At 72.7% G+C, this 20,953-nt stretch carries 16 protein-coding genes and 1 tRNA gene; 6 read left to right on the forward strand and 11 right to left on the reverse strand.

The window, feature by feature from the left end; genetic code table 11:
- Positions 1–47: 47 nt before the first annotated feature.
- The 4 genes from ACF07N_RS21855 to ACF07N_RS21870 are packed head-to-tail and all read right to left on the reverse strand — an operon-like array spanning position 48 to position 4,594.
- A complete protein-coding gene (locus ACF07N_RS21855; protein WP_392115387.1) occupies positions 48–1,406 on the reverse strand; it encodes a GH1 family beta-glucosidase in 1,359 nt (452 codons plus the stop codon).
- Between the two features lie 29 nt (positions 1,407–1,435).
- Positions 1,436–2,275 carry a carbohydrate ABC transporter permease gene (locus ACF07N_RS21860; protein ID WP_392115861.1) on the reverse strand — a complete coding sequence of 280 codons (840 nt, stop codon included), beginning with the start codon at positions 2,273–2,275 and terminating at the stop codon, positions 1,436–1,438.
- 8 nt (positions 2,276–2,283) lie between these two features.
- Positions 2,284–3,273 carry a carbohydrate ABC transporter permease gene (locus ACF07N_RS21865; RefSeq protein WP_392115391.1) on the reverse strand — a complete coding sequence of 330 codons (990 nt, stop codon included), beginning with the start codon at positions 3,271–3,273 and terminating at the stop codon, positions 2,284–2,286.
- A 4-nt stretch (positions 3,274–3,277) separates the two neighbouring features.
- Entirely contained in the window at positions 3,278–4,594 is a 1,317-nt protein-coding gene (locus ACF07N_RS21870; protein WP_392115394.1) for an ABC transporter substrate-binding protein, read from the reverse strand.
- 254 nt (positions 4,595–4,848) lie between these two features.
- Here ACF07N_RS21870 and ACF07N_RS21875 point away from each other — a divergent pair, with 254 nt between their 5' ends.
- A complete protein-coding gene (locus ACF07N_RS21875; RefSeq protein ID WP_392115396.1) occupies positions 4,849–6,651 on the forward strand; it encodes a coagulation factor 5/8 type domain-containing protein in 1,803 nt (600 codons plus the stop codon).
- 60 nt (positions 6,652–6,711) lie between these two features.
- On the opposite strand, the gene fusA is transcribed toward ACF07N_RS21875, so the two are convergent.
- Entirely contained in the window at positions 6,712–8,754 is a 2,043-nt protein-coding gene (gene fusA / locus ACF07N_RS21880) for an elongation factor G (protein WP_392115399.1), read from the reverse strand.
- A 660-nt stretch (positions 8,755–9,414) separates the two neighbouring features.
- On the opposite strand from fusA, the gene ACF07N_RS21885 reads away from it, so the two are divergent.
- Positions 9,415–10,062, forward strand: coding sequence for an MmpS family transport accessory protein (locus ACF07N_RS21885; protein WP_392115402.1), 648 nt, complete (start codon positions 9,415–9,417; stop codon positions 10,060–10,062).
- 137 nt (positions 10,063–10,199) lie between these two features.
- Here the strand turns inward: ACF07N_RS21885 and ACF07N_RS21890 are convergent, their stop codons facing one another.
- The 5 genes from ACF07N_RS21890 to ACF07N_RS21910 all read right to left on the reverse strand — a co-directional run bounded on the left by ACF07N_RS21890 (position 10,200) and on the right by ACF07N_RS21910 (position 15,978).
- Positions 10,200–11,114, reverse strand: coding sequence for a YceI family protein (locus ACF07N_RS21890; protein WP_362279209.1), 915 nt, complete (start codon positions 11,112–11,114; stop codon positions 10,200–10,202).
- Between the two features lie 146 nt (positions 11,115–11,260).
- Positions 11,261–12,094 (reverse strand): NAD(P)H-binding protein, encoded by an 834-nt coding sequence (locus ACF07N_RS21895; protein ID WP_392115407.1) that lies wholly within the window; start codon positions 12,092–12,094, stop codon positions 11,261–11,263.
- A 103-nt stretch (positions 12,095–12,197) separates the two neighbouring features.
- On the reverse strand, positions 12,198–13,292 hold the full coding sequence (locus ACF07N_RS21900; RefSeq protein ID WP_392115410.1) for a maleylacetate reductase: 1,095 nt from the start codon (positions 13,290–13,292) through the stop codon (positions 12,198–12,200).
- Complete coding sequence (locus tag ACF07N_RS21905) at positions 13,289–14,158, reverse strand: intradiol ring-cleavage dioxygenase (protein ID WP_392115413.1); 870 nt, start codon at positions 14,156–14,158, stop codon at positions 13,289–13,291. The genes ACF07N_RS21900 and ACF07N_RS21905 overlap by 4 nt, the downstream gene beginning before the upstream one ends.
- A gap of 47 nt (positions 14,159–14,205) precedes the next feature.
- Entirely contained in the window at positions 14,206–15,978 is a 1,773-nt protein-coding gene (locus ACF07N_RS21910) for an FAD-dependent oxidoreductase (protein WP_392115416.1), read from the reverse strand.
- A gap of 134 nt (positions 15,979–16,112) precedes the next feature.
- Between ACF07N_RS21910 and ACF07N_RS21915 the strand changes: the two genes are divergently transcribed.
- Positions 16,113–17,993, forward strand: a complete 1,881-nt coding sequence (locus ACF07N_RS21915) for a helix-turn-helix domain-containing protein (RefSeq protein WP_392115418.1) — start codon at positions 16,113–16,115, stop codon at positions 17,991–17,993.
- Positions 17,994–18,094: 101 nt separating this feature from the next.
- On the opposite strand, the gene ACF07N_RS21920 is transcribed toward ACF07N_RS21915, so the two are convergent.
- A tRNA-Leu gene (locus ACF07N_RS21920) sits at positions 18,095–18,179 on the reverse strand.
- A gap of 142 nt (positions 18,180–18,321) precedes the next feature.
- On the opposite strand from ACF07N_RS21920, the gene ACF07N_RS21925 reads away from it, so the two are divergent.
- From ACF07N_RS21925 to ACF07N_RS21935, 3 genes are all read left to right on the forward strand, one after another.
- On the forward strand, positions 18,322–19,656 hold the full coding sequence (locus tag ACF07N_RS21925) for a DUF2254 domain-containing protein (protein ID WP_392115421.1): 1,335 nt from the start codon (positions 18,322–18,324) through the stop codon (positions 19,654–19,656).
- 181 nt (positions 19,657–19,837) lie between these two features.
- Positions 19,838–20,434, forward strand: coding sequence for a hypothetical protein (locus ACF07N_RS21930; RefSeq protein ID WP_392115424.1), 597 nt, complete (start codon positions 19,838–19,840; stop codon positions 20,432–20,434).
- Between the two features lie 166 nt (positions 20,435–20,600).
- The gene (locus ACF07N_RS21935; protein WP_383338838.1) at positions 20,601–20,852 is read left to right on the forward strand and encodes a hypothetical protein; all 252 of its coding nucleotides are present in this window, start codon (positions 20,601–20,603) and stop codon (positions 20,850–20,852) included.
- Positions 20,853–20,953: the final 101 nt, after the last annotated feature.

Genomic DNA, 20,953 nt, shown 5'->3' on the forward strand with positions numbered 1-20,953 from the left:
CGGGGTGGGCGTGGACTCCCGCGCCCCGCCCACCCCGGCGTCCGGGTTCAGGCGGCCTTGCGGGCCCGGCCCCGGTGGGTGCGGACCACCTCGGCGTACCGGTGCCCCGTCCCCTTGATCGTCCGCTTCTGCGTCGCGTAGTCCACGTGGACCAGACCGAACCGCTTCTCGTAGCCGTACGCCCACTCGAAGTTGTCCAGCAGGGACCAGGCGAAGTAGCCGGCCAGCGGGGCGCCCTGGCGGGCGGCCGACGCGCAGGCCGCCAGGTGCCCGAGGAGGTAGTCCTGCCGCTCCGGGTCGTCGACCGTGCCGTCGGGGCGGACGACATCGGGGAAGGCCGAGCCGTTCTCCGTGACGTACAGCCGGCGGGCGCCGTACTCCCGCGTCAGGCGCAGCAGCAGCGTCTCGATGCCGCTCGCGTCGATCTCCCAGTCCATGCCGGTGCGCGGGACGCCCTCGCGGCGGACGGCACGGGCGTAGGGGGCCGGGCCGTCCGGGTCGTCGGCCACCGTCTGCGGGAAGTAGTAGTTCAGGCCGAGCCAGTCGAGCGGGGCCGCGATGGCCGCCGAGTCGCCGGACTGCTCGGGCAGTTCCACCCCGTAGACCTCGCGCATGTCCTCCGGGAAGCCCCGGCCGTGCACGGGGTCGAGCCACCAGCGGTTGGTGTGGCCGTCCATGCGGCGGGCCGCCGCGATGTCCTCGGGGCGGCCGGAGGCCGCGTGGATCGTGGAGAGGTTGTTGACGATGCCCACCTGGGCGTCCGGAACCGCGGCCCGGATGGCCCGGGCCGCCAGGCCGTGCCCGAGCAGCAGATGGTAGGAGGCGCGGACGGCGGCGGTCAGGTCCGTCCAGCCGGGGGCCATCTTTCCTTCGAGGTGGCCGATCCACGCCGAGCACAGGGGCTCGTTGAGGGTGGCCCAGTGGCTGACGCGGTCGCCCAGCCGCCCGGCCACGACCGAGGCGTACTCGGCGAAGGCGAGGGCGGTGTCACGCTCCGGCCAGCCGCCGCGGTCCTGCAGCGCCTGCGGCAGGTCCCAGTGGTAGAGGGTGACGGACGGGGTGATGCCGGCCTCCAGCAGGCCGTCGATGAGCTCGTCGTAGAAGGCCAGGCCCTTGGGGTTCACGAGGCCTTCGCCGTCCGGGACGACACGCGGCCAGGCGACCGACAGGCGGTAGGCGTTCACGCCGAGCCGCCGCATCAGGGCGATGTCCTCGCGCCAGCGGTGGTAGTGGTCGCAGGCGACGTCGCCGTGGTCGCCGCCTGCGGTCTTGCCGGGGGTGTGCGAGAAGGTGTCCCAGATCGACGGCGCGCGGCCGTCCTCCGCCACGGCGCCCTCGATCTGGTACGCCGAAGTGGCCGTGCCCCACAGGAAGTCGTCGGGGAGGGCGGCATAGTCGATGGTCACGGAAGTCCTCTCGGGAACGTACGGGTGGGTCACTTGACGGCTCCCGCCGTCAGGCCGGCGACGAGGTAGCGCTGGAGCAGCAGGAAGCCCGCGACCACGGGGACGCTGACGACCAGCGAGGCGGCCATGATCTGGTTCCAGTACACGTCGTTGAGGGTCGAGTAGCCCTGCAGGCCGACGGCGAGGGTGCGGGTGGTGTCGTTGGTCATCACCGAGGCGAAGAGGACTTCGCCCCAGGCGGTCATGAAGGCGTAGACGGCGACCGCGACGATGCCGGGGACGGCCGCCGGGACCACCACCCGGAACAGCGCGCCCAGCGGGCCGCAGCCGTCGACCAGCGCCGCCTCGTCCAGGTCCCGTGGCACCGAGTCGAAGTAGCCGATCAGCATCCAGATGGAGAACGGCAGCGAGAAGGTGAGATAGGTGAGGATCAGACCGCCGCGCGAGCCGAACAGGGCGATGCCGGTGGCGTTGCCGATGTTGACGTAGATGAGGAACAGCGGCAGGAGGAAGAGGATGCCGGGGAACATCTGCGTCGACAGGACGGTGACCGTGAAGACGCGCTTGCCGCGGAAGTCGTAGCGGCTCACCGCGTACGCCGCGAAGACCGCGATCACCACCGAGCAGACCGTCGCCGCGCCCGCCACGATCAGGGAGTTGACGAAGTAGCGCGCGAGCGGGACGGTCGACCAGATGTCGACGTACGGGCGGAGCGTCAGCTCGGTGGGCAGCCAGCGGAACTTGCCCGTGACGTCCGCGAGCGGCTTCAGCGAGCTGGAGACCATGACGTAGACCGGTAGCAGCACGAAGCCGGTCAGCAGCGTCAGGAAGATCCGCCGGGACCACAGGAAGGACCGGGGCGGGGCCAGGGGGGAGCTCATGAGGCGGCCCTCCGTCCGCGCGAGGTCAGCGCCAGGTACACGCCGGTCACCAGCAGCAGGAACAGCAGCAGGAGCACCGACATCGCCGAGCCCGTGCCGAAGTTCCAGGTGACGAACGAGGCCTGGTAGATGTGCACCGAGATGAGGTCGGCCGCCGCCGGCGCGGTCCTGCCGAACAGGACGTACGGCGTGTTGAAGTCGTTGAACGTCCACAGGAACAGCACGAGGACCAGCACCTGGTTGACCGGGCGCAGCGACGGCAGGGTGATGCGGCGGATCTGCTGCCACACCCCGGCGCCGTCCAGGGCGGCCGCCTCGTACAGCTCGCGCGGGATGTTCTGCAGTCCGGCCATGACGATGAGGAAGGCGAACGGCCAGCCCTTCCACACCGACACCGTCAGCAGCGCGATGAAGCTGTTGTCGCCGATGAGCCAGAAGGACGGCTTGTCGGTGAGGCCGAGCTGGTCGTGCAGGACGTGGTTCACCAGGCCGTTGTCGTGCTGGAACATGAACACCCAGGTGATGACGGCCGCGTAGACCGGCAGGGCGTACGGCACGAGGAACAGCGCCCGCAGCAGGCCGCGGCCCCGGAAGGTGTCCTGCATGAAGACCGCCGCGGCCGTGCCGATCAGCCAGCACAGGCCCACCGACAGCAGGGTGAAGGCGACGGTGACGAGGAAGGAGTGCAGCAGCGCCTCGCCGACGGGGGCGTCGAAGTCCACCGACACCTTGTAGTTGTCCAGGGCGGACCAGGGGGCGGCGCCCCAGTCCCGGATGTAGAACTGCGTGAGCTCCTTGAAGCTCATCACGACGCCGATCACCATCGGCACCAGGTGGACGAGGAGTTCGAGCAGCAGGGCGGGCAGGAGCAGCAGGTAGGGCAGGCCGACGCGGCGGATCCGTCCGGTACGGCGGCGGGGGCCGCGCGCCGCGCCGGACGGGTTCGTGCGGACCGGCGGCGTGCCGGCTTCAACCGTGGTGGTCATGTGTTCAGGCCGCCGGCATCTGCTGCTGGGCCTTCTCCAGGGCCGCCTTCACCGACGCGGTGGTGACCGCGCGTCCGGCGGCGGCGTCCGCGAGCAGGTCCTTGATGGCCGTGCCGACGGCCGTCTCGAACTGCGACTCGTCGGCGACCTGCGGCAGCGCGACGGCGCTCTTGGCGAGGGTGTCCTTCAGGACGGCGTTGGCCGGGGTGGCGAACGCGGCGTCCGACTGCGCGGTCTTCACCGGCGGGATCGAGCTGTAGGCCTTGTTGAGGATCTTCTGCTCGTCGTCGCTGGTCATGAACTTCACGAACGTGGTGGCGCCGTCGAGGTTGTCGGTGTTCTTGAAGACGGCGAGGTTGATGCCCGCGACCATCGAGTTGACCTGCTTGCCGGTGCCGGGGGTGCCGGACTGGACGGGCACGGGCGCGATTCCGTAGTCGTCCTCGCTCATGCCCTGGGACTTGAGGTTGGCGGAGGCGGACTGCCACAGCAGCATCGCCGTCTTGCCCTTGGCGAAGTCGCTGACCGACTGGTTTTGCGCGTACTCGGCGTTGCCGGGGGCGATGACCTTGTCCTTGGCCATCAGGTCGACGTACTGCTTGACCGCGGCGACCGTCGCGTCACCCGTGAAGTCCGGCTTGCCGTCGGCGGTGAAGAAGTCGGCGCCGTGCTGCTTGGCGAAGACGTAGGCGTGGTGGATGTTCTCGGACGGGTTCGAACCCTCCGCGCCCAGGCCCCACTTGCCGTCCTTGGAGAGCTTCTTCCCGGCGGCGACCAGCTCGTCCCAGGTGGCCGGCGGCTCGGAGACGCCCGCCTCGGCGAGCATCTTCTTGTTGTAGTAGAGCGCGTACGCCATCGAGTACAGGGGCACCGCGGCCGGGGCCTCGCCCTGGGCGCCGGTGGAGCCGAGCGCCGAGTCGACGAAGCGGTCCCTGCCGCCGATCTTGTCGAAGTTCTTCGCGTCCCAGGGCAGCAGGGCGCCGGTGGCCTGGAGCGAGGCGCTCCAGGTGTTGCCGATGTTCAGCACGTCCGGGCCCTGGCCGGAGGTGGTGGCGGTGAGGATCCGGTTGAGCAGGTCCGACCAGGGGACGACCTCCAGCTTCACCTTGATCCCGGTCTGCTTCTCGAACTTGTCGAGTTCGGGCTGGAGGACCTTCTTGTCGATCTCGATGCTGGCGCCCTGATTGGACGCCCAGTAGGTCAGGGTCTTGGGCGAGTCGTTCGACCCGCCGCCGGTGGCGGAGCCACCTCCGCAGGCCGAGGCCGCGAGGACGAGTGACAGGGTGACGGCGCCGGCTGCCGCGGCTCGGGTACTGCGCATGCTGCTCGTGTCCCTTCCGGGAGGACGGGAGTTCGCCTCCCAGACCGTGCTCCCCCGCCGGGAGGGAGCCGTCATGGCTTAATTTAGGACGTGAGTTAATCCGTGGAAGGCAGAGACGTCAAGGGTTTGGACGTACTCACCGAAGTCTCGCCGCACCCTCTTGACGCATCTGTTCCACGGATGAACCATTCAGCGGCGAGAGAGCGCTCCCCGCACCCCACGCCGTTCACTTCCTGAACCAGGAGAGCCGCCCCATGCCTACTGACTCCCCGTCGTCCGGCCTGCCCTCCCCCGGCCGCCGAGCCGTCCTCGGCGCCTCAGCGGCGGCCGCCGTCCTCGCCGGCCTGCCCGGCACGGCCGCGGCCGCCCCGGCCGGCCGGAAGAAGCCCGGGCGCGGCAAGCCGCGCGCCCTGCCCGGTGGCGGCGACCTCGGCCCCAAAGTGGTCGTCTTCGACCCCTCCACACCGAACATCCAGGGCAGACTGGACGAGATCTTCCGGCAGCAGGAGTCGGCCCAGTTCGGCACCGGCCGCTACCAGCTGCTGTTCAAGCCCGGCACCTACCACGGCCTCAACGCGCAGATCGGCTTCTACACCTCGATCTCCGGCCTCGGCCTCTCCCCCGACGACACCACCATCAACGGCGACATCACGGTCGACGCGGGCTGGTTCAACGGCAACGCCACCCAGAACTTCTGGCGTTCGGCGGAGAACCTGGCCGTGGTCCCCGTCAACGGCACCAACCGCTGGGCGGTCTCCCAGGCAGCCCCCTTCCGCCGCATGCACGTGCGCGGCAACCTCAACCTCGCCCCGACCGGTTACGGCTGGTCCAGCGGCGGCTACATCGCCGACAGCCGGATCGACGGCCAGGTGCAGCCCTACTCGCAGCAGCAGTGGTACACCCGGGACAGCGCGATCGGCGGCTGGCTCAACGGCGTGTGGAACATGGTGTTCTCCGGCGTCGAGGGCGCTCCCGCACAGGGCTTCCCGAACCCGCCGTACACCACGCTCAACACCACGCCCGTCTCCCGCGAGAAGCCGTTCCTGTACCTCAGCGGCACCGAGTACCGGGTCTTCCTGCCGGAGAAGCGGACCGACGCCCGGGGCGTCACCTGGGGCAACGGCACCCCGCGCGGCACCTCCCTGCCGCTGACCCGCTTCTACGTCGCCAAGCCGGGCGTCTCGGCGGCCACGCTCAACCAGGCCCTGGCCGAGGGCCTGCACCTGCTGCTGACGCCGGGCATCTACCACCTGGACCGGCCCATCCGGGTCGACCGCGCGGGCACGGTGGTGCTCGGCCTCGGCTACGCGACCCTCATCCCCGACAACGGCGTCACCGCGCTGAAGGTCGCCGACGTCGACGGCGTACGGCTGGCCGGGTTCCTCGTCGACGCCGGGCCGGTCAACTCCCCGACGCTGCTGGAGATCGGCCCGCCCGGCGCCTCCCGGGACCACTCCGCCAACCCGACCACCGTCCAGGACGTGTTCGTCCGCATCGGCGGTGCCGGCGCCGGCAAGGCCACCACCAGCATGGTCGTCAACAGCCGCCACACCATCGTCGACCACACCTGGGTCTGGCGCGCCGACCACGGCGACGGCGTCGGCTGGGAGACCAACCGGGCCGACTACGGCGTCGTCGTCAACGGCCACGACGTCCTGGCGACCGGCCTGTTCGTGGAGCACTTCAACAAGTACGACGTGCAGTGGTTCGGCGAGCGCGGCCGCACGATCTTCTTCCAGAACGAGAAGGCGTACGACGCGCCGAACCAGGCCGCGATCCAGAACGGTTCGGTCAAGGGCTACGCGGCCTACCGGGTCGGGGACAACGTGACCAGCCACGAGGGCTGGGGCCTGGGCAGCTACTGCTACTACAACGTCGACCCGACCATCGTGCAGCACCACGGCTTCGCCGCGCCGAACCGGCCCGGGGTGCGCTTCCGCGACCTGCTCGTGGTCTCGCTCGGCGGCAACGGGCAGTACGAGTGCGTCATCAACGACACGGGGGCGCCCACGTCTGGGACGTCCACCGTGCCGTCGACGGTCGTGTCGTACCCGTAGGAGCACCGGCCGGCCCCCTCCCCTCGCGTCACGCAGGGGAAGGGGCCGGCCGGCCGCGGCCTACCGTGCCGGGGTGGTCGCGGGCGCCGGCGCGTAGCCCGTGGGCCGGGTGGTGAACGTGCCGCGGCCCTGGGTGCGGCTGCGCAACCGGGTGGCGTAGCCGAACAGTTCCGCCAGCGGCACGGTCGCGGTGACGACCGTGGCGCCCGCCCGGGTGACCGAGCCGGTCACCCGGCCGCGCCGGGCGGCGAGGTCGCCGAGCACGCCGCCCACGGCGTCCCCGGGCACGGTGACGGTCACCTCGGCGACCGGCTCCAGCAGGACCATGGCGCAGGCCCGCAGGGCCTGGCGCAGTCCGAGCCGCCCGGCCGTGCGGAACGCCGTGTCCGAGGAGTCCTTCACATGGGTCGCCCCGTCGGTCAGCGTGACGCGCAGGCCGGTCACCGGGTGCCCGCCGAGCGGCCCCTCGGCGAGGGCGTCCCGGCAGCCGGCCTCGACCGCCCGGACGTACTCCTGCGGTACGCGCCCGCCGACGACGGTGGAACGGAACACGAAGGCACCCTCCTCGTACGGCTCCACGTCGAGCACGACATGGGCGAACTGGCCCGCGCCGCCGTCCTGTTTGACGTGCCGGTACACCAGCCCCGACACCCCGCGCGCGACGGTCTCGCGGTGACTGACCCGGGGGCGGCCGACGGTGACCTCCAGGCCGAGGTCACGGCGGAGCTTCTCCACCGCCACCTCCAGGTGGAGCTCCCCCATGCCGGACAGCACGGTCTGCCCGGTCTCCGGGTCGGTGCGCGCGACCAGCGAGGGGTCCTCCTCGGTCAGCCGGGCCAGGCCCGACGCCAGCCGGTCGATGTCACCGGCCCGGCGGGCCTCGACGGCGACCGACACCACCGGCTCGGGCGCACCGGGCGGCTCCAGCAGGAGCGGGGCGTCCGGCGCGCAGAGGGTCGAACCGGCGCGGGCCGACTTCAGGCCGACCACGGCGACGATGTCCCCGGCGACGGCGTGTTCCAGCGGGGCGTGCCGGTCGGCCCGCACGCGCAGGATCCGGCCGATCCGCTCAGTGCGGCCCGCGGTCGCGTCCCACAGCGTGTCCCCCTTCCGGATCGTCCCCGCGTAGACGCGCAGATAGGTCAGCCGTCCGGTCGCCGTGGCCTGCACCTTGAACGCCAGGGCCACCGGCGGTGCCGCCGGGTCGGCGGGCCGCCGCTGCTCCGCCCCGGCGTGGGTGCCGCGCACCGGCCCCACGTCCAGCGGCGACGGCAGCCACGCGACGACGGCGTCGAGCAGCGGCTCGATGCCGCGGTTGCGGTACGCGGAGCCGCACAGCACGACCACGCCGTCACCGTCCCGGGTCAGGTCCCCGAGGGCCGCCACCAGCGTCCGCTCCGTGAGCGCCCCGGTGGAGCAGAACTCCTCCAGGGCGCCCGGATGCAGCTCCGCCACGGCCTCCTCCAGGGCCCGGCGGCGCGCGCGGGCCTCGTCGAGCAGGCCGTCCGGCACGGGCAGAACCTCCGGGGTGTCGCCGTCGCTCCACACCAGCGCGCGCATGCGGACCAGGTCGACGACCCCGGTGAAGGCGTCCTCCGCGCCGATCGGCAGCTGGACGGGCAGCGGCGCCGCGTGCAGCCGGTCCCGGATCGACGCGACGGCCGCGTCGAGGTCGGCGCCGGCCCGGTCCATCTTGTTGACGAACGCGATCCGGGGCACGCCGTGCCGGTCGGCCTGCCGCCACACCGACTCGCTCTGCGGCTCCACCCCGGCCACCGCGTCGAACACGGCGACGGCACCGTCGAGGACGCGCAGCGCGCGCTCCACCTCGTCGGCGAAGTCGACGTGCCCGGGGGTGTCGATGAGGTTGATCCGGTGACCGTCCCAGGCGCAGCTCACCGCCGCGGCGAAGATGGTGATCCCCCGGTCGCGCTCCTGCGGGTCGAAGTCCGTGACGGTGGTGCCGTCGTGGACCTCGCCGCGCTTGTGCGTGGTTCCGGTGGCGAACAGGATCCGTTCGGTGACGGTGGTCTTGCCGGCGTCGACGTGGGCGAGGATGCCGAGGTTGCGGACGGCGGCGAGCGGGTTCTGGGTGGTGCGCACGGCCCGGGGCCTTTCGATGCGGTCGGGAAAGGGGCAGCGCGATGTCCGGGCATCGAGAAGGGCACACGTCGGACAACACATGACGGAGCGTCAATTGCGGTTCGGGTGCCCGGTGTTCGTCGTCCCGGTCAGCCGGTGCCGCCGCGCAGCGGGCACCGGGGGGACGAGGACACGAGGATCACCTCGTAGCGCGGCAGGGAGACGGCGGCAGCGGTACGAACACGCACGGCCGTCTCCTTTCACTCGTCACGCCGGCGCACCGCCTAGGTCGTGGGCGGTGCGGGTACGTGCGTGAGTGTAGGGAGGCCCGGGGGGACCGGGCCAGGGATTATTCCGGCGGGGTACGACCACCCTGCGCGAATGGCTTCGTGATCGAGGCATTCCCCAACGCATTGCGCGCACATGCTGACCGTCTTGGTCAGACGGCGGTATCCGATCAGCGGTGTCAGGCGCGCACCTCGTGCCGGCTTGCACCGTGCGGGCGGAGTTCCTCGACGAGGGTGGCGGGACCCGCGCTCTTCGGTGACGCCTGACGCGGGACGGCGCCTCCCCTCCCCTGACCCGAGTGCGGGGCCTCTTCTGTCACAGATTGACTACCGCCCCTCACAAATCCCTCACAACTGCTCTACGTTGTTCCAACGTTCAACCTTGGGGGGTTCCATGTCGTTCCATCAGCCGCCGGTCCAGCCGCCGTTCCCGGGTCAGCCGCCGATGCCGCCCGGCCCGCAGCAGCCGGGGCCCAAGTGGGCGCGGAAGCGGATCCTCGTCCCGGCCGCCGTGCTCACCCTGTTCGTCGGTATCGGGATGGGTGCGGCCGGGAGCGACGGCACCGAAACGGCGAGTGCCGACGCGAAGCCGGGCCCGACGGTCACGGTCACGGAGACCGCTGCCGCGGCGGAACCGGCGAAGGGCGAGTCGAAGCCGGCGCCGACGGTGACCGTGACGAAGACGGTGAAGCCGAAGGCGGAGAAGCCGAAGGCCGAGAAGCCGAAGCAGGACGCCGAGCCGGCCGAGGAAGCGCCCGCGGGCCAGGTCGTGTTCAAGGTGTGGGGGTCCGCACCGGCCGGCGTCGACATCAACTACGGCTCCGACAATGACAGCCGCTCCGGCAAGGGGCTGCCGTTCGAGAAGACACTGCAACTCAGCGACGACGCCCTGTACTACAACGTGTACGCGCAGCTCATGGGCGGTGGCGACATCAACTGCTCCGTGACCGTCAACGGGGAGACGAAGAAGGCGCACGCATCCGGGGACTACAACATCTGCACGGCCCAGATGAACGGCGGGCTCCTCGGCGGATGGGACTGACCATCTCCCTCGCAGAGGCTCCCATGATTGAGCCCTCTCCCCTGCTCGGACTGCCGGTGGTCCGTCAGTGCCGCGCGAGGCCGCGACCGGCGCGCACGCCGAGCAGGGAAGGTCGGAGAAGGCTCCAGGTCAGACGCCTACTCCGGCGGTGTCGGGGTGTCGTGGGTGCGGTACATCGCCTGGACGTCCAGTTCCAGTTGTACGGTCGGGCCGACCACGGCGATGCCGCGGGCCAGCATGGAGCGCCAGTTCAGGGTGTAGTCCTCGCGGTGGAGTTCCGCGGTGGCGAGGGCCGCGCAGCGCAGTTCCTGGCCGTAGCCGCCGTTCACCGTGCCCAGGTAGGTCGTGTCCAGCGACACCGAGCGGCTGACGCCGTGCATCGTGAGGGTGCCCAGCAGCGACCACTTGCTGCCGCCCCGGTAGGCGAAGCGCGTGCTGGTGAAGTCGATGTACGGGAAGCGTTCGACGTCCAGGAAGTCGGCGGAGCGCAGGTGGTTGTCGCGGGTGGTGTTGCCCGTGGTGATGCTGGCGGCGTCGATGCGGACCCGTACCCGCGAGTCGGCCATGTCCTGGGAGACCTGGATCCCGCCGTCGAAGCGCTCGAACCGGCCGTGCACATGGGCCATTCCGACGTGCTTGGCGATGAAGCGGATCGCGGTGTGCGGCGGGTCGAAGAGCCACGTGCCGGGCGTCGGCAACTGGAGTGCCTCGGCCGGCTGCAGCCAGACGCGCTCGGCGGGCGTCGAGGCATCGGGGGCGATCTCGATCGTCTCGCGGTGCGGCCGCAGGCCTTCCGCGGAGATCAGCAGGCTGTACCGGGCGGGCGGCAGGGCCGCGAGGAAGTAGCCGTACGGGTCGGTCGTGCCCCGGGCGGCCACGCGGTGGGTGTCCAGGGCGGTGACGGTGACGTCCGCGCCCGCCAGGGGCGCGCCCATCGGGTCGACGACCTCGCGGGCGACGGCACCGGCACCGGTCGGGAGGGGGACGGCGAGGCCCGCCGCTGCGGCGGAGGTGCCTTTCAGCCACCGGCGCCGGAGCAGTGCGAGGGCCATGTGGTTCACCTTTCTTCGGGTGTGCGGCCGCCCGGCGGCGAGCAGCGCACGCCGACGGCCGCACCTTGCTGCGGTCACACCCCCCCCTGTCGATCTTGATGTGCCGGGCGGCCCGCGGGTGTCTCAATACGAGACACTCACGGCCGTCACCGGAAGACGCCGGCGTGCCCGGCGGCCCACTGCGCGAAGGTGCGCGCCGGGCGGCCGGTGACCTTCTCGACCGTGCCGGAGACGGTGCGGCCCACCTCGGGCGTGTTGCCGTACGCCTCCAGCAGGAAGCCGATCACGTCCTCCGGCAGGTGCGCGGCCCGCCACTGCGCCACGGCCTCCTCCTCGGTCAGCTCGACCAGGGTGATCTCCCGGCCGACGGCGGCGGCCAGGGTGCGCACCTTGTCGTCGACGGTGAGCACCTCGGGGCCGGTGATCACGTACTCCTGGCCGGCGTGGCCCTCCTCGGTCAGCGCGACCGCGGCGACGGCACCGATGTCGCCCTCGTGGACCATGGCGCTGAGCCGGGAGACGAACGGCTCGCGCACCTCGCCCGATGCCGTGATCCCGGCCGCCCACTCCAGGGCGTTCGCCATGAACTCGACCGGCATGAGCACCGTCCAGTCCAGGGCGTGGTCGGCGCGCACCGCGTCCTCCAGCGGGGTGGGCCCGCCGCCGTGCAGCACGGTGACGCGGCGGACACCGGCCGCGCGGGCGAGCTCCAGGATCCGCGGGCCGGTCCGCAGCGGGGTGAACGCGGCCCCGCCGAACGTGATCAGGTGCAGCCCGGTCACGCCCTCCAGCGCCGGGGCGAGGCCGTCCGGCTCGGTCAGGTCGCCCTCGACGACCTCCACGCCGTCCGGGAAGGCGGCCTTCGCGGCGTCACGGGTGAGGGCACGTACGCGGTGGCCCCGCGCGAGCAGTTCGGTGACGACCTGGCGGCCGACGGTTCCGGTGGCGCCGGTGACGAGGATCCTCTGCGTCTGGGTCATGCCCCGACCCTAGGAAGACTTGCGGTCACCTTCTGTCCGCGACTTCGGTCCGCGCCCGCAAACGCGAGGGCGAAGGCGAGGGCGAAGGCGAAGGCGAAGGCGACTATGGCGGCGACAGCGCCGGGCCGGGGCCGGGCGGGTCTCCCTCGTAGGCCGCGAGCAGCACACCGCGGACCCCCGCCGCCGTCACCTCCCGCGGGTTGGCGTACGGCTCGCCCGCCACCCGCTGTGCCGCCGGGGCGAGATCGCCCTCACCGAGGCCGAGTTCGGCCAGGGAGCGAGGCGCGCCGAGGCGTCCGGCCAGCTCCCACAGGGCGCGTGGCACGTCCTCGGCGCCCAGGGCCCGGCGCAGGACGGTCAACGCCCGTGGGGCCGCCGGGGCGTTGTGGGCGAGGGCGTACGGGAGGACCACGGTGTGCGTCTCGGCGTGCGGGAGGCCGTAGCTGCCGCCGAGGACGTGGCAGAGCTTGTGGTGCAGCCCCATGGTGGTCGCGCCGAGGCAGGCGCCGCAGAGCCAGGCGGCGTACAGGGCCCGGCTGCGGGCGTCCAGGTCCTGCGGATCGGCGGCCAGCCGGGGCAGGGCGCCGGCCATCTCCCGCACGCCCTCCTCGGCCATGGCGGAGACGAGCGGCGAGGCGTCCGGTGCGTACAGCGCCTCGACCGCGTGGGCGAGCGCGTTGACGCCGCTGGTCACCGTCAGCGGCACGGGCAGGGAGAGGGTGAGCCGCGGGTCGTAGACGACGCTGCGGGGCTGGACGGCCGGGTCGCGCCCGGTGCGCTTGGCGCCGTGCTCGGTCAGGCCCCAGACCGGGGTCATCTCCGAGCCGGAATAGGTCGACGGGACGGCGATCAACGGCAGTCGGGTGCGCAGGGCGACCGCCTTGCCGAGGCCGATCACGGAGCCGCCGCCGACCGCGACGCAGCCGTCGGCCCCGGCCGCCCGCGCGGCCGCGACGGCCCGGTCGGCGTCCTCCACGGGCACGTGCATCCGCGCCTCGGCGTGCACCCCGGCACACCGGTCGCCGAGCGCGTCGGCGACCTCACGGGCGACCGCCTCGCCCCGGCGCCCGCACACCACGAGCAGCCGCCGGAGACCGAGACGGGCGGCCTCCTCGGGGGTGGCGGTGACGGCCGCGCCGGGCCGGAACACCACCCGCACGGGCCGGGTCTCGTACGTGAACACGTCCTGGAACGTCATGCGGCGGGCTCCAGGACCAGGTCGAAGCGCGCGTGCCGGAAGGGGTTCGGCACGCCGAACTCCCGTGCCAGCGAAGGGTCGTCCGTCTCGGCGAAGTCCCGGACGAGGCTCTCCTTGACGGCGAACACCGCGTCGGAGTCCAGGTAGTCGCCGCCGCCCACGAAGAGGTGCGTGGTGACGGGCGTGTGGCCTGCGGCGGAGGCGATGAAGTGGATGTGCGCGGGGCGGTAGGGGTGCCGCCCGGTCGCGCGCAGCAGTGCTCCGACCGGCCCGTCGGTGGGGATCGGGTACGGCGCCGGCACGCAGGTGCGGAACCAGAAGCGGCCCTCGGCGTCGGCGGTGAACAGCCCGCGTCCGTTGCCCGCGGGCTGCACGCCCGGCTGCTGGACGTCGTAGTGGCCCTGGTCGTCGGCCTGCCAGACGTCGACGACGGCACCGGACAGCGGGGTGCCGTCGGCGGAGCGCACCCGGCCGCTGACCACGCACGGCTCGCCGCCGCCCACGAGGTCGACGTCGTCGCCGAGTTGACGGACGGGCGACTCGGTCAGGTGGAACGGGCCGAGCACGGTCGACTCGGTGGTCCCGGGCGCGCGGTCGCCGTGCAGGGTCTCCACCAGCATGGACAGGCCCAGCACGTCCGACAGCAGAATGAACTCCTGCCGCGTGCCGGTGCAGGCCTGCCCGGTCGCCGTCAGGAAGGCGATCGCCCGCTCCCATTCCTCCCGGGTGAGCCGGGTCTCGCGGGCGAAGTCGTGCAGGTGCCGCACGAGCGCGGTGAGCAGCTCCCGCAGCCGCGGGTCGGCGGTGGCCCGGAGGCCGGTCACGACCTGCTCCGTGAGGCCGGTCCCGGTCGCGTCGGTGGTCATGCCGGCTCCTCGTCGTCGACGTCGGCTTCTTCCATCATGGCGTGCGTTCAGGCGTGTCCGAGGATGCGCCGCAGCGCGTCCGCGAGCAGGTCCCCGGCGGTCGTGGGGGCACCGTCCGGGTGCCGGAAGGCGACGTAGCCGTCCGGGCGGACGAGGAGGGCGCCCGCGTCGGGGATCTCCCGCAGCCTCGCCCAGTCGCCGTACGGGTCCTCGTACGGCTGCCCCGGGCCGATCACGACGGTGGCGATCTCGACGTCCTGCTTCCCGGCCGCCCGCACCCACGCATCTCCTCCGATGCCGGTCAGCAGGGTGAAGCGGCCCCGGCCGACCGTGTCGAGGGTGGACAGGGTGCGGGAGCCGGAGGTGATCCAGGCGTGCGGGAGCCGGGCGCCGGGGCGGGAGGAGGGCTGGTGGTACAGCTCGGGATCGCGGGCGAAGCCGGGGTCGGGGGTGCCGTCCGGGACGATCGCGGCGGAGGTGTAGCGCTGGTTGAGGTCCACGCCGTGCGCGTCGAACTCGTACACCTTGGCGGCGATCGCCTCCCGGAGTGCGGCCCGCTGCCGCTCGGCGGCGTCGGTGGCGTCCTTGCGGGCGTCGATGTCGGCCCGCAGCTGTGCGGGGGTCTGCGGGGCGAGTCCGCCCAGTGCCTCGAAGACGGGGGCGGTCTCGCGGATGGACCGGTTGGCGCGGGTGACGACCTGCCGTCCGACCGGGGCGCGTTCGGCGGTGTAGGTGTCCAGCAGCCTCGGGTGGGCGGTGCCGTCCAGGACGAGCTTGAGCTTCCAGGCGAGGTTGTAGGCGTCCTGGATCGAGGTGTTGGAGCCGAGGCCGTTGGACGGCGGGTGGCGGTGCACGGCGTCGCCGGCGCAGAAGACCCGGCCGTCGGCGTACGTCTCCGCGTACATCTCGTTGACGGTCCACGCCGACGACGAGGTGATCGTCACGGCCAGGTCGTCGTCCCCGACGAGCTTGCGGACGACCGACTCGGCGTACTCGGTGGTCAGGTCCGGGGCGCCCGCGGTGACGTCGTAGCCCCAGACGATCAGCCACTCGTTCCAGGGCCGTACGCAGCGCACCAGGCCCGCGCCGATGCCGCCGACCGTGGCGCCCGGGGTGAGCACCCAGTAGAGGGTGGAGGGCCGGTGGGCGGTGTACCGGGACAGGTCCGCCTCGAAGACGATGTTGATGCTGCCGGCCACGCCCGTCCGGCCGCGCATCGGCAGCCCGGCGACCTCGGCGACCTTCGACCGTCCCCCGTCGGCGCCGATCAGGTACCGGGCGCGGATCTCGTAGGTGTCGCCGCGCAGCCGGTCGTGGACGGTCGCCGTGACGCCGTCGGCGTCCTGGGTGTGGGAGAGGTACTCGGTCTCGTACCGCAGCCGGGTGCCGCGTGCGACAGCGGCGTTCACCAGGATCGGTTCCATGAGGTGCTGCGGCAGGTCGCACATGCGGGTGGGGCCGGCGAGCTCGTGCCCGGCGCGTGCGAGCGGGTCGGTGCCCCAGGAGCGCACCCGGCCCAGTTCCTCGCCGGCCAGGCTGGTGCAGAAGGTGGTGTTGCCCATCAGGTGCTGCGGGGTCGCCCGCGCGACGACCTCCTGTTCCACCCCGAGGTCGCGCAGCACCTCCATGGTGCGCTGGTTGGTGATGTGCGCGCGGGGGGTGTCGGCGAGGTGCGCGTACCGGGTGACGACGATGTGGGGCACGCCGTAGGTGCTCAGGGCGAGCGCGGCCGCGGCACCGGCCGGGCCGCTGCCCACGATGAGGACGTCGGTCTCGACGGCGGTGGACACGGGGTGCTCCTGCGGGGGGAGTCGGGACATCGGGGACATCGAGCGGTCACGATCCTGGTGGGGGCCGAGGCCCCTCGGGTGTCTCATTACGAGACACCCGAGGGGCGCGGACCGCACCCGCGGTTGTTGCCCGTTCAACCGAACCCGCTACGGTGGGTCGTGCCGTGACGACCACAGAACCTTCCCCCGCCGCCACCGCCCGTCCCTCGCTTCGGCTGGCCCGCGAGCGCTTCCTGTCGGGCCGGCCGCTGCCCGGGGACGTGCCGGAGGAGGTCGTGGCGGCGTGGCGGCGGGCCCGGTTCCACGGGGTGCCGCACGACTTGCGGGGACCGGCGGCAGGTGCGGCCCGTCCTGCGGAGTCGCCGCTGCTCGCCGCGGCACGGCCGGTGCTCGACCGGATCGTCCCCGCCCTGGACGCCGACCGGTCGCTGCTCGTGCTGACCGACGAGCGGCTGCGGGTGCTGTGGACGGCGGGACGCGTACCCGGGGTCGATCCGTGCGCCGTGCTGTCGGAGCAGGAGGTCGGCCACAACAGCGCGGCCCTCGCGCTGCGTACCCGGCGACGGGCCGAGGTGCACGGACCCGAGCACTTCCTGGACCGCTGGCAGGACGTGTCCGCGGTCAGCGTGCCGCTGTTCGCCCCTGACCACGGCCAGGTCCTCGGCACACTGACCGTCGCGTCACCCCTGTGCGCCACGCGTGCGCCGCATCCCCAGGCGGCCCTCACGGAGGCCGCAGCCGCGGCGGTCGAGACGGAACTGCGGGCGCGGGCGGGGCAGGACGAGCGGGTGCTGCTGGACGCGTATCTGAGGGCGTCGCGGGGCCGGGACCGGGCGGTGGCCGCCTTCGACGGCCGCAGCCGGCTGATCAACGGGGCGGCGCAGGGGTTACTGACCCCCGAGGTGCTCGACGCGCTGGAGCGCACGGCGGCGGACGCACGGCGCACCGAGGCGGGGGGCTGCACCGAGTGGCCCGGGGAGCCGCTGGGGAGGGACGCGGCGCCGGGCTCGGCAGAGGCCGAGGTCGAACGGTCCGGGGAACCGCTGGCGACCGATGCGGCGCCGGGCTCGGCGGAGGCCCGGCAGGGCGGGGAGCCGCTGGAGAGAGATGCGGTGGTGGGCTCGGTGGTTCTGCCGGAAGGAGCCGGGTGCACCGCTCACCTCACGCCGGTGCGCTCGGACGGTGCCGTCGTGGGGATCGTGGCCGTTCTGGAACGGCTCGGCGAACCGGCGGCCCCGGTGCCCGACCCGCCCCCGCCGACGGTCACGCTGACCGGCTCCTCGCTCCCCTGGCGGCACGCCGTGGCGCGGGCGGCCGAGCTGGCGCGTTCCCCCGAGCCGTTGCTCCTGGCCGGCGAGCGCGGCACGGGCAAGTCCGCGCTGGCCCGCGAGCTGCTCGGACCGGGCCCGGTCCGGGAGACCGACGCAGCGCGGGACGCCGGGCTCGACCGCGCCCTGACCGCCCGGGACGACGATCGCCCGCTGCTGCTCCGGCACGCCGAGCGGCTCGCGCAGCCCGGCGTGGCCGCGCTGAACTCCCTGCTCGACACGCGTCCGGACGTCCCACTGCTGGTCACCTACACACCCGGCGCACCGGCCGGGCCCTGCCTGCAGCGCCTGCTGGACAAGCTGTCGGCCCGGACGGTGACCCTGCCACCGCTGCGGGAACGCGCCGAGGACATCAAGGAGTTGCTGCCTGCTCTCGCCCCGCGGCCGGTGCCCGGACAGCCGCCGCTGACCTGGACGCTGGACGCGCTGCGCGCGCTGGAGCAGTACCCGTGGCCCGGCAACGTCACGGAGCTCGCCCATGTCGTACGGGCCCTCGCGGAGCAGCGGCGGATGTCCGGCCCGGTCCGCCGGTCGGAGCTGCCGGACGCCGTCCGGGAAGGCCCGGCCGCACGCCCGCTCAGCCCGATGGAACACGCCGAGCGCTCCGCGATCCTGGAGGCGTTGCGCCGCCACGGCGGCAACAAGGCGCGCGCGGCGGCGGCACTGGGGATAGGGCGGGCGACGCTGTACCGCAAGCTGCGGGGGTACCGGGGGTGAGGGGGCCGAGGCCCGGGGCGCCGGGCAGCGCGCATCCGCGGCAGCTCCCGCGCACGAGAAAGGGTGCCGACCACGATGTGGCCGGCACCCTTGGTGTTCCGTGTCCGAGGGGGGACTTGAACCCCCACGCCCGATAAAGGGCACTAGCACCTCAAGCTAGCGCGTCTGCCATTCCGCCACCCGGACCAGGTGTCCGCCGCCTTGCCAGGGGTGTTCCCCGCGGCGACAGGCACAACAATACCAAGCTTTCGGAGTGCCCTTCACCTGCGTTTCCGTCCCCCGGGCGGGCTTGCGGGACCTCGCGGGCCGTTGCCCCTAGGGTCGCACCATGAGTGACTGGATGGTGACGCAGAGCCCTGCCGCCCGGCGCCGCCCGCGCGCCCTGTCACCGCTCAGGGAGCATCTGCGGGACACGTTCTGGTTCGCGCCCACCGCGGCGATGGTCGCCGTCTTCGTGGTGTGGCTGGGGGCCCAGGCGCTCGACACGGCCATCGTGGAGGCGCTCCGGGAGGAGGGCGACCACGACACCCTCGACGAGCTCATGCGGTTCGCGGACGACGCGAAGGCCGTGGTCAGCGCGGTCGGCTCGGCGATGATGACCTTCATCGGCGTGGTCTTCAGCATTTCGCTGGTGGCCGTGCAGATGGCGAGCGGCCAGTTCACCCCGCGTGTGGTGCGGCTCTTCGTCCGCAGCCGGATCACCAAGGCGACTTTCGCGGTGTTCCTGGCCACGTTCGTGCTGACGCTGCTGGTGCTGACCGCGTTCGACAGCGCCGACGACCCTCGTGCCGTGACGTCGCTGCCGCTGGTGCAGTCCGTCCTCACGCTCTGCATGGTCGCGCTGAGCCTGCTGCTGTTCGTGCTGTACGTGAACACCACCCTGCGGCTGATGCGGATCAGCCAGGTGATCGCGCGGATCGCCGCCGAGTCGTTCCGGGTGGCCGCCTCCATGCCCGCGCCGTCGGCCGGCCGGGAGACGGCCGGCCTGGGTGCCGCGACCGCGTGGGTGCCGCACGAGGGCCGGGCGGGGGTGCTGCGGGACGTGCACATCGCGCGGCTGGTGCGGGTCGCGCGCAAGCACGGAGTGGTGCTGCGGCTGCTGCCGCGCATCGGCGACTTCGTGGTGCCGGGCACGCCGGTGCTGGCCGTCCACGGCGGGGCCGCCCCGCCGCGCGGGGCGCTGCGCGGCACCATGTCGGTGGGCGTGGAGCGGACCTACCACCAGGATCTCGGCTTCGGACTGCGGCAGTTGGCCGACATCGCGTTGCGTGCCCTGTCGTCGGCGATCAACGACCCGACGACCGCCGTCCAGGCACTCGACCGCATCGTGCAGTTCCTGGCCGCGATGAGCCGGCACCCACTGGACTCCGCCCTGCACCGCGACCGGGGAGGGGCGGTGCGGCTGGTGCAGCCCGTGCCGGGGTGGACCGAACTCGTGGATCTCGGGTTCACGGAGGTGCGGGGCTGCGCGGCGGGGAGTCCGCAGGTGTGCCGGCGCCTGCTGGCCGGGCTGGACGACCTGCTCCTGCTCGCGCCGCCGGAACGGCGCGAGCCCCTGCTGCGCCACCGCGAGCTGCTCCGGCAGGAGATCGCCCTCACGGCCCCCAACCCGGCCGACCGCGCCTTCGCCCTGCACCCGGACCGGCAGGGCATCGGCGGCTGAGCGACGCCCCTTCGCGGGGCCGCGCCCGTGAACGCGCCCCACGCACTGCGCCCGTTCGAGAGGATCGACCGTGGCCGCCCGGAGCGGCGCTGAACGACCGCGCCCGCCTTCACCCGCCCTCACCCGCCTTCACCCGCCTTCACCCGCCTGAGCGGACCCGTGGTGGCCACCGTCGGGTCAGATGACCGGGGAAACACGGGGTATCCGGGAGACGACGACGCTGTCCCGACTCCCCTTCGAGGAGGTCTGCGCTGTGCTCTCGCTCAAGCGCTTACTCGATCGCAGTCTGACCGCCCAGGCGACTCTGGCCTTTCTGCTGGGACTGGGCATTTCGGCCCTGAGCCGCCGGGACGAGCACCCTGCCGTCTGGGTGTTCCACAGCGCCCTTTACACCGGGGTCGCCATCGCGGTCCTGGCCTTCCAGCGCCGCCGGGCCGCCCGCGCCGTGGGCACCGACGCGGCCGGACTCGCCGATCTGAACCGCAGGATCCGCCACCAGGAGGTGCCGCGGGAGCCCGAGGAGCAGGCGGCCATGCGCCGGCTGGTCGGCGAACAGCTCGGCCAGATGGAGCGGGCGGGCAAGTGGGTACCGTACTGGCTCGGTGCCATGGGTCTCGTCGCGGTCGGCATGTTCGTGCTGGGGGCGGTGAGCGGCTCCCTCCTCTTGCCTCTCGTCTTCGCGGTCGCCATGGTCGCGCTGTGCGTCTGGGTCCTGTGGATGCGGCGCCGCTCCCTGGACCGCCTCCACTCGATGCGCCAGGCTCTGCGCCAGCCGTGAGGGGCGGGGACACGGCCGGACAGCAGCCGGGCGACGGCCGGACAGCGGCCGGACCGACTGGGGACGGTGAGCGAGCCCGGCGAAATCGTCGGCCCGCGAAGCGGTGAATCGGCGTGACGGGGGTATCGGCTGGGCAACGCGTGAAAACACGGCCCGAAGGGTGACGATGGGTTCGATCAGTCAGTTGCGACAGCTCAGGGCCCTGTATGCGGGCGGTGTGGTGGCGTGGACCTTCTGTCTGCTGCTTCAGCTCATCCAGGGCGAGGGATCGGCCCGGCAGACGGTGCTGCTGCTGGCACTGCTCGCCGTCTTCCTCATCCTGCTGCTGTGGTCGGCCTGGCGCCTGTGGGAAGCGGGCGCGCGCCGCGGGGCGGACCCGACCGGGCGCGCGACGAAGGCGCACGCCGGGTCGTCCTGACGCGAGCGAGACTCCCGGACAGTCCCGGTGTCCAGGCGGCCAGGCGGCCGGCGGGACGCCGGGACGGCGAGGGCCTTCGCGGGCGTACGCCGTCCTCCCTT

The sequence above is a fragment of the Streptomyces sp. NPDC015242 genome (assembly GCF_043079125.1).
In the GTDB taxonomy this organism is placed as follows: domain Bacteria; phylum Actinomycetota; class Actinomycetes; order Streptomycetales; family Streptomycetaceae; genus Streptomyces.

Bases quoted from the DNA above. Each gene is read 5' to 3' on its own strand.
- ACF07N_RS21905 (WP_392115413.1), bottom strand. From the start codon at position 14,158: ATGACCACCGACGCGACCGGGACCGGCCTCACGGAGCAGGTCGTGACC.
- ACF07N_RS21890 (WP_362279209.1), bottom strand. From the start codon at position 11,114: ATGGCCCTCGCACTGCTCCGGCGCCGGTGGCTGAAAGGCACCTCCGCC.
- ACF07N_RS21910 (WP_392115416.1), bottom strand. From the start codon at position 15,978: ATGTCCCGACTCCCCCCGCAGGAGCACCCCGTGTCCACCGCCGTCGAG.
- ACF07N_RS21935 (WP_383338838.1), top strand. From the start codon at position 20,601: ATGGGTTCGATCAGTCAGTTGCGACAGCTCAGGGCCCTGTATGCGGGC.
- ACF07N_RS21925 (WP_392115421.1), top strand. From the start codon at position 18,322: ATGAGTGACTGGATGGTGACGCAGAGCCCTGCCGCCCGGCGCCGCCCG.
- ACF07N_RS21900 (WP_392115410.1), bottom strand. From the start codon at position 13,292: ATGACGTTCCAGGACGTGTTCACGTACGAGACCCGGCCCGTGCGGGTG.
- ACF07N_RS21885 (WP_392115402.1), top strand. From the start codon at position 9,415: ATGTCGTTCCATCAGCCGCCGGTCCAGCCGCCGTTCCCGGGTCAGCCG.
- ACF07N_RS21865 (WP_392115391.1), bottom strand. From the start codon at position 3,273: ATGACCACCACGGTTGAAGCCGGCACGCCGCCGGTCCGCACGAACCCG.
- ACF07N_RS21870 (WP_392115394.1), bottom strand. From the start codon at position 4,594: ATGCGCAGTACCCGAGCCGCGGCAGCCGGCGCCGTCACCCTGTCACTC.
- ACF07N_RS21875 (WP_392115396.1), top strand. From the start codon at position 4,849: ATGCCTACTGACTCCCCGTCGTCCGGCCTGCCCTCCCCCGGCCGCCGA.
- ACF07N_RS21930 (WP_392115424.1), top strand. From the start codon at position 19,838: ATGACCGGGGAAACACGGGGTATCCGGGAGACGACGACGCTGTCCCGA.
- ACF07N_RS21895 (WP_392115407.1), bottom strand. From the start codon at position 12,094: ATGACCCAGACGCAGAGGATCCTCGTCACCGGCGCCACCGGAACCGTC.